The sequence below is a fragment of the Limosilactobacillus agrestimuris genome, from assembly GCF_943193105.1.
Taxonomy (GTDB): Bacteria; Bacillota; Bacilli; order Lactobacillales; family Lactobacillaceae; genus Limosilactobacillus; species Limosilactobacillus agrestimuris.
This window is the reverse complement of sequence record NZ_CALPCW010000006.1, coordinates 89987-100803: the sequence shown is the minus strand read 5'-3', so window position 1 is coordinate 100803 and position 10817 is coordinate 89987. Positions and strand designations below refer to the sequence as shown.

General features: G+C 37.5%; 13 protein-coding genes. 9 read left to right on the top strand and 4 right to left on the bottom strand.

Annotation, left to right across the window (positions count from 1 at the left end):
• On the bottom strand, nt 1–1664 hold a 1664-nt coding region (locus tag NFR46_RS05585), incomplete at its 3' end, for an Rqc2 family fibronectin-binding protein (RefSeq protein WP_251575455.1).
• A gap of 206 nt (nt 1665–1870) precedes the next feature.
• On the opposite strand from NFR46_RS05585, the gene NFR46_RS05580 reads away from it, so the two are divergent.
• Nucleotides 1871–2749: a DegV family protein gene (locus NFR46_RS05580; RefSeq protein ID WP_251575453.1), complete on the top strand. Its 879-nt coding sequence runs from the start codon at nt 1871–1873 to the stop codon at nt 2747–2749.
• Complete coding sequence (locus tag NFR46_RS05575; RefSeq protein ID WP_251575452.1) at nt 2746–3384, top strand: hypothetical protein; 639 nt, start codon at nt 2746–2748, stop codon at nt 3382–3384. Before NFR46_RS05580 ends, NFR46_RS05575 begins: the two co-directional genes overlap by 4 nt.
• Before the next feature lie 70 nt (nt 3385–3454).
• Here the strand turns inward: NFR46_RS05575 and NFR46_RS05570 are convergent, their stop codons facing one another.
• Both NFR46_RS05570 and NFR46_RS05565 read right to left on the bottom strand, forming a co-directional pair.
• The gene (locus tag NFR46_RS05570; RefSeq protein WP_251575451.1) at nt 3455–4111 is read right to left on the bottom strand and encodes an HD domain-containing protein; all 657 of its coding nucleotides are present in this window, start codon (nt 4109–4111) and stop codon (nt 3455–3457) included.
• Between the two features lie 68 nt (nt 4112–4179).
• Entirely contained in the window at nt 4180–4821 is a 642-nt protein-coding gene (locus NFR46_RS05565) for an endonuclease III domain-containing protein (protein WP_251575449.1), read from the bottom strand.
• A 173-nt stretch (nt 4822–4994) separates the two neighbouring features.
• Between NFR46_RS05565 and NFR46_RS05560 the strand changes: the two genes are divergently transcribed.
• Nucleotides 4995–5534 (top strand): GNAT family N-acetyltransferase, encoded by a 540-nt coding sequence (locus NFR46_RS05560; RefSeq protein WP_251575448.1) that lies wholly within the window; start codon nt 4995–4997, stop codon nt 5532–5534.
• Nucleotides 5535–5602: 68 nt separating this feature from the next.
• On the opposite strand, the gene NFR46_RS05555 is transcribed toward NFR46_RS05560, so the two are convergent.
• Nucleotides 5603–6469, bottom strand: a complete 867-nt coding sequence (locus NFR46_RS05555) for a LysR family transcriptional regulator (protein WP_251575445.1) — start codon at nt 6467–6469, stop codon at nt 5603–5605.
• A gap of 142 nt (nt 6470–6611) precedes the next feature.
• On the opposite strand from NFR46_RS05555, the gene NFR46_RS05550 reads away from it, so the two are divergent.
• The 6 genes from NFR46_RS05550 (at nt 6612) to NFR46_RS05525 (ending at nt 10807) form a co-directional block, all read left to right on the top strand.
• Complete coding sequence (locus NFR46_RS05550; RefSeq protein WP_251575444.1) at nt 6612–7490, top strand: aldo/keto reductase; 879 nt, start codon at nt 6612–6614, stop codon at nt 7488–7490.
• Between the two features lie 91 nt (nt 7491–7581).
• Nucleotides 7582–8046, top strand: a complete 465-nt coding sequence (locus NFR46_RS05545; protein WP_251575441.1) for a flavodoxin family protein — start codon at nt 7582–7584, stop codon at nt 8044–8046.
• A 68-nt stretch (nt 8047–8114) separates the two neighbouring features.
• Nucleotides 8115–8942 carry an aldo/keto reductase gene (locus NFR46_RS05540; RefSeq protein WP_251575439.1) on the top strand — a complete coding sequence of 276 codons (828 nt, stop codon included), beginning with the start codon at nt 8115–8117 and terminating at the stop codon, nt 8940–8942.
• 11 nt (nt 8943–8953) lie between these two features.
• Nucleotides 8954–9616 (top strand): NAD(P)H-binding protein, encoded by a 663-nt coding sequence (locus tag NFR46_RS05535; protein WP_251575436.1) that lies wholly within the window; start codon nt 8954–8956, stop codon nt 9614–9616.
• 131 nt (nt 9617–9747) lie between these two features.
• The gene (locus NFR46_RS05530) at nt 9748–10443 is read left to right on the top strand and encodes an AzlC family ABC transporter permease (protein WP_251575434.1); all 696 of its coding nucleotides are present in this window, start codon (nt 9748–9750) and stop codon (nt 10441–10443) included.
• Nucleotide 10444: 1 nt separating this feature from the next.
• On the top strand, nt 10445–10807 hold the full coding sequence (locus NFR46_RS05525; RefSeq protein ID WP_251575432.1) for a branched-chain amino acid transporter permease: 363 nt from the start codon (nt 10445–10447) through the stop codon (nt 10805–10807).
• Nucleotides 10808–10817 lie beyond the last annotated feature (10 nt).

Sequence of the window (10817 nt, the reverse complement as noted above, 5' to 3'; positions counted from 1 at the left end):
ACATACAGGGTCTTTTGCCCCGTAAAAGTAACGAAACCAGGCTTGGCACCATTCGGTTTATGGAGTCGTTTTGCAGGAAGGTAGTCTACAGGAACGTTGTCTGAATCCCGCCCTTTTGAGAAGTAGGCAGCTAGCTGTGCTGCTTCAAGGAGGGTTTGATCATCTGGATTACTATCTCGAATGATAACGTGAGAGCCAGGAATATCCTTAACGTGTAGCCAGATATCATTTTTGTTCGCAATCTTGAAACTCAGGCGATCATTTTGGAGGTTATTTTTCCCAACAAGGACCGTGGTTCCGTTGCTAGTATGGAATTCTTCGGGCTTACTTACCCGAACTTTCCGCCGTTTCTTGCTCTTTTGTCGCTTTTGCTTCAAGTAACCTTGCTGTTGAAGTTCTAAGCGAATTTCCTGAATATCGGCGGGTGAGGCAAGATCAATTTGGCTTTCAATATTAGTAAGGTAGTCAATTTCGTCATTAGTTAACTTTAATTGCTCCTTAACATAACTAACCGAAGTCTTTAACTTGTCATACTTCGTAAAGTACTTTTGTGCATTTCTTGAAGGAGATAGTTCAGGATCAAGATTAATTTTTAACGGCTTATTATCATCATAGAAGTTTGGTAGGGTGATTTCCGTCATCCCGTGGGTTAATTTTCCTAAATAGGTGGTTAAAATTTCACCACGAATCCGGTAATAATCAGCTTTAGCCGCATCTGCTAGTTGTTGGTTTAGTTTCTTAACCTTTCGCCGATCCTTTTTTAGTTCAGTATGAAGAACACGGAGAACTTGTCCTGCTAATTCTCTTGAGCGATTCCGTTCAGCTTTTTGGGCATAAAAAGCATCCAGCATTACTGAAAGGGTATCATAATGGGTAATTTGTTCTTCATTAATATTGCTTGGTGCAAAGGCTGCAAATTGTTGCTTCCCGTTATTATCGTCATAGATTACGGGATCAGGATTTTCAAAATGCTTAAGGAAGGTATGGTAAGTAGTTGGTAAGTCTGAACTAACTTGTAGTTCACGTGCTAGTTCTTGGGCAGACTGTTTACCTAAGCCTTGATAGCTGCGTTGTAACTGCTTAGCCAAATCATCTTCACTTAATTTTTCCCGCATTAAGTCTGTATAAATTTGGTTAGGGAGGTATGGATTAATCTTATCCTGTTTTGGTGGCATAATAAAAGTAGCACCAGGAAGCAAGAGACGAACACGATTTTGGTCAGAGCCAACGTGTTTTATCGTATCGATAATCTTACCCGTTTTCTCATTAACTAGTGAAATATTACTGTGACGAGCCATTATTTCTGTGATTAGGACAAGTCGTTGCCGATCACCAAGTTCATCCCGAGTATTAAAGTTCATTTTAATAATCCGGTCATTATCAACTTGTTCAATTGATTCGAGAATTGCTCCTTCTAAATATTTACGCATTGTCATGGCAAAATTACTAGGAACTGCAGGATTTTGGTAGGCAATTTTGGTAATTTGCATTCTAGGGTATGTTGGGTTAGTAGAAAGAAGCAGGGAATAATTATGACGGTGTACCCGGATGGTCATAATTAATTCTGCAGGGTAGGGTTGATTAACTTTAGCAACTCGTCCAGTTGCAAGAGTTTCATTAAGTTCATGGACGATTGCGTGGGTAAAGAAACCATCAAATGCCATTATCTATTTCCTCCTTATTTAACGTTTTGCATAGCGATTACTATTATACCGTTTGTTTCGGGAAATAGACAATTCAAAGAATCAGGATTATTGGTTTCTGTACAGCGATGTGGTATTCTATATCTATTACGATGTTGTTAAAATACCTTTACTATGCAATTGTTCTTTAATTATCAAATAACAACATTCTAATGGAGGTAGTATTAATGAAAATAGCTGTTGTGACTGACAGTACCTGCTATCTTACTCAAGAAGAGATCGCAGCCAATAATATTCATGTGGTACCAATTCCGTTTACCCTTAACGGTAAAACTTACCGTGAGGGTGTTGATATCACTACTGAGGAGTTCTACAAGCAGTTAAAGACTGCCAGTACCTTCCCCAGCACATCTCAACCTTCAATTGGTGAAATGATGGAACTTTATCAGAAGCTTGCGGATGAAGGCTATGATGCTGTGATTAGTATCCATCTTGCAAAGACAATTTCAGGATTTCTCAACAATATTACCCAACTTTCTGAACAAATGAAGGATACAATCAAGATTGTGCCATTTGATTCCGGAATTACAGTTAAGTTGATGGGCTATCTTGCAATTGAAGCTGCTAAGTTGGCTAAGCAGGGTGCGGATATTGATGAAATTGTTAAAAAACTGACGGAATTGCGGAATACTTTTCGCGACGTCTTTGTCGTTGATGATTTACAAAATCTTGTACGTGGGGGACGACTTTCTAACGCTTCAGCCTTTGTTGGTTCAATTTTAAGGATCAAGCCACTCCTTTCATTTGATAACCCTAATCATGATATTGAAGCCTTTGAGAAGGTCCGGTCGATGAAGAAAGCTAAGGCGCGTTGTGAACAACTCTTTAATGAATCAATTGAAAAGTTGGACTATCCGGTACGGGCGATCGTTCTGCACGCTAACGATAAAGAAGCAGGGGAAAAATGGATGAATAAACTCCAAGAGGAACATCCTGATATTAAGTTTGAATTATCATACTTTGGTCCTGTAATTGGAGTTCACTTAGGACAAGGAGCATTGGCGCTTGCCTGGTTACAAGATACAGAAAAGAAGCCTTTAGCATGATGAAAAAGATTCGCTTATTTCATATTGTTACATGGTTCGTGGTTTTATTAGTGATTTGCCTGTTGTCACCACTTGACTTACGTGGCGTTTTGCCAAGTGGAACAATTATTGCTCCACTCACTGCTTTATTAGCGGTCACTGTCATTCCAATATTTGGGATGCTGAATTCGGCATTACTAGTAATAATTTCACAGTTGATTTTACTAGCTTTTGGTCAAAGTGATTGGCTCACTGTTGTAGTTACCGCCCTGACAACCCTCTTTAGTGGTTGGGTAGTTAGGTGGCAACAAGCAAGGTCTCAAGAATTACGTCACCAGCAGCTGATCACGATTGGTATTGGCAGCGGTTTAATTATTCTTATTTTACTGGAAATTGCCTATTTAATTGTAGGGTGGCAATTGACAGGAAGCAGTAACGGAATGTTTGAAATTGCTCGCTTAGCATTACCAACGTCATTATTAACGGGACTCTGTTATGCCTTACTAGTTCCACCAATTGGTATTTTTATGCTATATATTAATAAAAAGTGGTTACCAAAAGTAAGCAGCCCCGATGATAGTCATAATTCTTCGAATGATTCAGTGATTATCGACATGAATAAGCACCAGAAAAAAGATCATGACGATCAAAAATAAAATATGTACAAAAAAGAGTTTGGAAAGTCATTCCCAGACTCTTTTTTGTATATATTTAAGAAGATTGATATTAGGCTTCTGCATTCCATTCCTGATGGAACTCATCAAGAAAATCGAGCATTACTTGTTGGCGGTGTTCTGCAATCTTCTTTGCAGTTGGGGTAAAAAGTTTGTCTTTCAACCCAAGAAGTTTTTCATCAAAGTGATTGATGATCGTTTCATCATCTAGATTTCGGTATTCTTGCTTATTCATTTTCTTCCGGGGCTTAATTTTGGGATCATAAATAACTTCACCATGGGCGCCTCCATAATAGATTGCACGAGTAATTCCAATTGCACCAATTGCATCTAACCAGTCGGCGTCACGGACGATCTGGGCAGTTGCACTAAGGGATATCTGTTGTTTTTCTAGAGTATGAGCAAAAGAAATATTTTTAATTGTTTCCATTACAGTACTAACCTGCTCATCAGTCAGTTCAATTTGACGAAGAAACGACTGTACTTCATCTTGAGCTTTTTCTACACTATTAACAATTTTTTCATCAACTGTGTCATGAAGGTATGCAGCTATTTGGGGTAAAAACGGATCATAGTCTTCACCATTTGCAATTCGGGCAGCATTTTTAACGACCCGGTTTATGTGATCCATTCCGTGACCAGTCCGATCTCCGACAAGCTTTTTAATTGTAAATTGTTTAACAGCCATTAACTGTTGTTCTTGATTCATCGAATAAAATTCCTTTCGAATATTTTTTGGTAACTTCTGAAGTGTAAATGCTTCAGAAAAAGGTGCATTTATAAGATTAGTTGATCTCCGGCAAGAAAACTCTCTTGAAATTTTGTGAGCGGGTGAAAGTAGACTTTCCCAAATTTATCAATGAGGCCATGAAAGTCTTGAGCTTCATCACTAGTAAAATTCTTCGGCAGTTTCACTCGTTTTGCGAGACTTTGATAGTCGGTAAGCCCGGAAACTCCTAGCTGGGTAAAGAGTATTCGGGCATATTTATCACTAATAAATGTTGGTAACTCAAAAATATAAGTAAGAAGAACATCTGCCGTTTCATCACCAACTCCGTGAAGCTTCAGCAATTCTTTACGCAAACTTGCTCCAAAAGATTGGTAAATTCGTGAATAGTCATAATTATATTTAGATAACCAACTAAAAATAGCTTTAACTGCACGACTCTTATTCTTGTAAAAGCCAGCTGGTCGAACAATTGCTTGAAGCTCTTCGGTGGACAGCTGAAGGATTCGATCGGGATTGAAATTAGTTAGTTGGCGAAAGTTGGCAACTGCTTTGTCAGCGTTTTGCCAATTAGTATTTTGAATCATGACTGCACCAACAATAATTTCTGCCTTTGATCCGGCAGGCCACCAACCATAACTTCCCATGTTTTGTAACATTTTATCGTATAACTCTCGAATTGTAAGTTTCATCGGCTCCTCCTTACGTAATAATATCTTTAATTTAACATGAAAGTGAATTATGCGGTAGGATAATACTAGGAGGAACTTTTAGCTTGCACTTATCATTATCAATATGGTAAATTTATATGGTTGTTAATTAGTTAAAAGTAAATGATCAATTAACGGAAGGGAAGGTAATACGAATGCAATTACGTAAAGCTACCATGGAAGATTTGGATACAGTGATGGATATTCTTCGTGATGGTCGGAACCAATTAGCAGAACGAGGAATCGATCAATGGCAGGGTGATTACCCGAACGAAGAACACATCAAAGAAGATATTCAACATGGCTGGGCATACCTTGTTCAATCAGACGATGACCAAACTGTTGGTGCATTAGCAATTATTGACGCCCCAGACCATTCTTACGATGCTTTAGATGGTAAGTGGTTACTAGACACTGATAAATACCAAGTTATTCACCGGGTTGCCATTCATTCTAAGCACGCTGGTAACGGTTATGCTTCACAACTTTTTGAAAGTGTAATTGATTACATTAAGAACAACCGGAAGGACATTAAGTCACTTCGGATCGATACTCACGAAAATAATGAGATCATGCAACATTTGATTACCAAGAACGGGTTCACTAAGGTTGGTGAACTTCATGGGGTATACCGTCCTGAAGAAGAATCATACGTTTACGAAATGATTACTCAACCAGTTGGCGAAGATAAGTAATCAAAAATATTTAAAGCGACAATAACCTAAGACTAGCTTAAAACTAATCTTAGGTTATTTTTGTAGATTTAGTCTACTTTTTCCCAGGCGTCTTGCCACTCTTCAATTAGTGGTTCAAGGCGTTTTTTATTTTGTTTTAAGTAATTGAGATAAAAGCTTTGGGTTGCTGCTTGATCAGCGATCGGAACGGGAATTCGATCACTAACCATTTTCTTATCCCAATTTGGATTTGCATTAGATAAGTTAGTTGTAAAAAATGGGAAAACGGAATAATTCTTAATTTCGTTAAAATTTTCTTCCTTTGCTTGATAGATAAATTTAGCATCAGGAATATTTTTCTGAATAATTTGCTTCCAAATACCGATATTGGTTAATACCAGAAAGCTTAGCCCCTTTAAATCATTAAAGTGAATACTTGGATAACTAGCTAAATTAGAAAATTCATTCACATTAACCATTAAATTTTCCATCCCTAAATACGTTGAATCAATTTGTGGATACTGGATTGGGCTAGTAGAGACAATGCAGGTATATTGATTTTGCAATAATAAGTCTTTAATCTGTCCTTCTTGAACGAACTGGTCGTCAATTTTTAAATTAACAAAACGATTGTTTGCTAAAACAAAGAGAGGTCCGGGAGCAACCGAGGTTAGACTAATTTCTTGGTTACTTTGATAAAACTTCTTTACTTCATTAATGAAATTTTGGTTTTCATTTAAAACTTGCTGAGCTTTCTGGGCTGCAAACTTTCCGCTAGCGTTTAGAGTAATTTTGTTTGGTTCCCGCTTAAATAGTTTAATTCCGAGATCATTTTCAAGTTTTTTTGTCCCGCGAGTAACTGCTGGTTGAGAGAGGCCAAGAAAATCCGCAGCTTTTGCTAGGGTACCATATTTAGCAAAGGCCACTAATTCCTCAAGTAAGTAATTATCAATCATAGTATGTCACCTTAATATTAATTGTTTATGATCATTTTACCATACGGTAATCGTATACTAGCTTGCTTAAAAGTAAATTTTCAAACTACTAATTACTATCTACAATATCAATTAAAGAATTGAAAAAAAGGAGAAATGAAATATGACCGAAGAAGCACCTAAATTTAAGTTAAACGATGGTAATGAAATTCCTTCATTTGGTTTTGGCGTTTTTCAAATTCCAGCGGATGGCTCAACTTATAAAGCAGTCAGTCAAGCATTAAAGGATGGTTATCGTCATATTGATACTGCTGTAGCTTACTTTAACGAACAAGAAGTGGGAAAAGCTGTCCGTGATAGTGGTATTCCTCGTAACCAAATTTGGATTACTTCTAAGATGTGGTTACAAGATTATGCTTACGAAGATGCTAACAAATCAATTGATCGTACTCTTAAGAAATTGGGATTAGACTACATTGACTTGTACCTAATTCATCAACCATACGGTAAAGTTGATGAAGCGTGGCAGGCAATGATTGAAGCTCAGAAAGCAGGGAAGATTCGTTCTATCGGTGTTTCAAACATGACACCCAAGATTTGGCAAAAGTGGGCAGATAAAGGTATTTTTAATAAAAAGATGCCAGCAGTAAACCAAGTCGAATTTAACCCTTACTTCCAACAAAAAGAACTCCGCCAAATTATGTCACAAAATCACGTTACTTTAGAAGCATGGGCGCCCCTGGGAGAAGGGAACCATTCATTATTTGCAGAACCCCTGCTAAATAATTTAGCTAAAAAGTATGGCAAAGATGTCGGTCAAATCATTTTACGATTTGAACATCAAGAAGGTATTATTGTCTTTCCAAAGTCGATTCATGAAGCACGAATTAAGTCTAATTTAGATATCTTTGACTTTGAATTAACTAGTGATGAAATGGATGCCATTCGCAAACTTGATCAAGGACATGGTGCCCACAATCCGGATGCCCCAGGTACTGGTGAAATGCTTCTTAATGCTTTTGACGTTCATGCTAATGATTAAGAGTGAGAGAACTAGTTCATAATTTCACCTCCGCAAAGAGGTTGATTCTACGTTCAACTATGAAAAATCGTTATTAGGAAGGATAAGTAACATGAAAATTTTAGTGGCCTATTATTCTTGGTCAGGAACAACTAAACATTTAGCACAAAAGATTCATCGAGAGTTACCAAGTAGCGATTTGTTAGAAATCAAGGTTCCTGCTAATACCTTTTCTTCTGATGTGTACGAGACAGCTGATATTTATGAAAAGCAAAAGAAAACGCATCACTTACCATCAGTGATTAATATGCCCAAAAATATTAACGACTACGATTTAATTTTACTTGGTAGTCCTACCTGGGATTGGGGAGTAACTTCTCCAGTAATGAAGTTTATGGAAAATATTCAAAACTTTAAAGGAAAGGTAGCTCCCTTTTACACTAGTGTCGGTAATTCGCAACGATTTATGGAATTTTTCCATAATTGTTGTGGACAATTACAAATTATTGATAACTTCGATGATGCCCATGATAATTTTGCTAATTGGCTTCAGAAAATTAAAAGTGAAAAACAATAAAATGAACCTAAAGTGAACGAAATTGGAGGAAAACAATGTAATACGTAACATTAAATGATGGAAACAGGATGCCTCAACTGGGGTTTGGTGTTTTCCAAATCTTAGATCAAGAACAAGCAAAGCAGGCAGTAAGCGATGCAATTCAAGTTGGTTATCGATTATTTGATACGGCAGCTGTTTATATGAATGAAGCGGCTGTTGGCAAAGCAATCCGTGAAAGTGGCATTGATCGTTCAGAATTTTTTGTAACTTCAAAGCTTTGGGTTGATCATTTTTCTTATGAAAAAGCTAAACAAGGAATTGATGTGTCCTTAAATAGGCTAGGGTTAGATTATATCGACCTGTACTTACTCCACCAACCATACGGTGACATTGCTGGTGCCTGGCGAGCATTCGAAGAAGCCCAACAAGCAGGAAAAATTAGATCAATTGGTGTTTCTAATTTCTATCCTGATCAATTAAAGAATTTAGAATTAATGGCCAAGGTTAAACCAGCCGCTAATCAGATTGAAGTATCGCCATGGTTCCAACAAGCCGATGATGTCGCTTTTAACAAACAGGAAGGGATTGTTACAGAAGCCTGGGCACCATTTGCTGAAGGCAAACACGATATTTTTAACAATGAAGTGATTGCCAAGATTGGCCAAGAATATGGTAAAAGTAATGGTCAAGTTATTTTACGTTGGCTTTTGCGACGGGGGATTGTGACGATTCCTAAGTCAGTGCACCGTGAACGAATTGCAGAAAATTTTGATGTTTTCAATTTTCAATTAGACGATGAAGATATGCAAGCCATGAACAGTCTAAATAAGAATGAAAGTCAGTTCTTTGATCACCGCGATCCGGCAGCGATTGAAAGTATTTTTGGCACTAGTCTAAAAGCATTACGAAAGTAGGAGGAACCAGGATGTCTAAGAATGTAGTAATTATTGGCGCTAATGGACAAATTGCCCGATTAGTGGAGAAAAATATTCTGAACGGTGATCCAGAAGTTCACCTAACTCTATTATTAAGAAATGTTCAACGATTAAGTGATCTTGCCAATAATCCACAAGTAACTCTTGTAGAGGGAGATGCTAACACTGAAGAGGCACTTAAAGCAGCAGTTCATGCTCAGGATATCGTCTACGTTTCTTTTGTGGAACATGGTGCTGGAGCTAAACTAACTCAAAAGATTATTAAGGTAATGAAAGACGAAGGAGTTCATCGATTGATTTCTTCTAATATTCTTGGAATTTACGATGAAGTTCCTGGAGCTTTTGGTGATTTTAACCGTAAAATATGTTTTGGTGGTCATGTTGATAATAATAGTCCAGTAGTTCTTTCTGATCGGTATGTAGAAGAATCTGGATTGGATTATACTATGCTCCGGATTGCCTGGTTAAATGATCGGAATGATACTAACTATACGATTACCCATAAAGGTGAAAAGTATGTGGGGGTATCGGTTTCGCGAAAGAGCGTTGCTGACGTTGTTACTAAAATTATTGAAAATCCCAACAAGTGGAATAACGAAAGTATTGGCTTTGCTGATCCCGCAACCCAGGGATCTTCAAGACCAGTTTATTAGGTTTTGATTGAAGCACGTGTCCTTAACGGGAGCGTGCTTTTGTCATATATAAAAGCGCTCTTAAATGATACAATATGAATTGTGAATTTAGTCCTTATCAAGAACAAATAAAACTAATTGGGGAGTAGCTTATGAAAATGATGCAGGGAGAATTTCGTTTCGCATTACAACGATCAATTCCGGTATTATTTGGTTATGTAACATTAGGACTTGGGTATGGCCTTTACATGCATAACCTTGGTTTTTCTTTTTGGTATCCAACACTAATGGCGTTAACAATTTATGGTGGCTCGGTTGAATTTGTAATTGCCAATATGCTAGTTCAACACTTTAATCCGTTGAATGTTCTCTTAATTACTTTAGTGGTGGGCTTTCGTCAATCATTTTATGCTTTATCAATGTTGAAGCAATATCGTCAGGCCGGTTGGCGAAAATGGCTATTAATCTTTGAGCTGACAGATGAAACTTTTGTGCTTAACTATTACACCGAGATTCCAGAGGGGATGAGTCAGGTTAAAGTTAATACTTGGATCACTCTTCTTGATTGGGGTTATTGGGTTCTTGGAGCTTTCCTTGGGGGATTTCTTGGAAGCCTCCTTCAAATCCAGATTAAAGGACTTGATTTTGTAATGACTGCCCTCTTTATTGTTTTAGCACTAGATCAATTTCTTAAGGAAGACAACCGTATTAGTTCAATTAGTGGAGTGCTGATTACGATTATTAGTTTGTTATTGGTCGGTAAAACCTGCTTCTTAGTAGTAACACTACTTCTTCTAGTCGCTGAGTATTACTACCTAACAAAACGACGGGCAAAGGAGGGAAAATAAGATGTCGGTTGTTCAACAAATTGTTTCAATTGCGATTGCTGCCGTAGCAAACTTCTTTACCCGCTTTACGCCATTTCTCATTTTTGATCACCAACGAAACGGTAAGGAAGACTTGAGTCCGTTTATTGAAGGATTAGGGAAATTCCTTCCACCGGCAATCATGGGGATGCTTGTGGTGTATTGTTTCCGCAATGTCCATTTTTTGAGTGGTAATTATGGTTTGCCAGAAATTATTGCAAGCGTTATTACAGTTATTGTTCACCTTTGGAAACGTAATATGAGCTTATCTTTACTATTGGGAACGGTCAGCTATATTCTTCTGGTTAATTTTATTTTTTTAAAAGCGGTCAACATACTTCAATAATGAAGTTGCT

What these genes read in the sequence shown, in the direction of transcription:
- NFR46_RS05530 (WP_251575434.1), top strand. Translation starts at nt 9,748, where the DNA reads ATGAAAATGATGCAGGGAGAATTTCGTTTCGCATTACAACGATCAATT.
- NFR46_RS05560 (WP_251575448.1), top strand. Translation starts at nt 4,995, where the DNA reads ATGCAATTACGTAAAGCTACCATGGAAGATTTGGATACAGTGATGGAT.
- NFR46_RS05575 (WP_251575452.1), top strand. Translation starts at nt 2,746, where the DNA reads ATGATGAAAAAGATTCGCTTATTTCATATTGTTACATGGTTCGTGGTT.
- NFR46_RS05570 (WP_251575451.1), bottom strand. Translation starts at nt 4,111, where the DNA reads ATGAATCAAGAACAACAGTTAATGGCTGTTAAACAATTTACAATTAAA.
- NFR46_RS05545 (WP_251575441.1), top strand. Translation starts at nt 7,582, where the DNA reads ATGAAAATTTTAGTGGCCTATTATTCTTGGTCAGGAACAACTAAACAT.
- NFR46_RS05550 (WP_251575444.1), top strand. Translation starts at nt 6,612, where the DNA reads ATGACCGAAGAAGCACCTAAATTTAAGTTAAACGATGGTAATGAAATT.
- NFR46_RS05565 (WP_251575449.1), bottom strand. Translation starts at nt 4,821, where the DNA reads ATGAAACTTACAATTCGAGAGTTATACGATAAAATGTTACAAAACATG.
- NFR46_RS05555 (WP_251575445.1), bottom strand. Translation starts at nt 6,469, where the DNA reads ATGATTGATAATTACTTACTTGAGGAATTAGTGGCCTTTGCTAAATAT.
- NFR46_RS05540 (WP_251575439.1), top strand. Translation starts at nt 8,115, where the DNA reads ATGCCTCAACTGGGGTTTGGTGTTTTCCAAATCTTAGATCAAGAACAA.
- NFR46_RS05535 (WP_251575436.1), top strand. Translation starts at nt 8,954, where the DNA reads ATGTCTAAGAATGTAGTAATTATTGGCGCTAATGGACAAATTGCCCGA.
- NFR46_RS05525 (WP_251575432.1), top strand. Translation starts at nt 10,445, where the DNA reads ATGTCGGTTGTTCAACAAATTGTTTCAATTGCGATTGCTGCCGTAGCA.
- NFR46_RS05580 (WP_251575453.1), top strand. Translation starts at nt 1,871, where the DNA reads ATGAAAATAGCTGTTGTGACTGACAGTACCTGCTATCTTACTCAAGAA.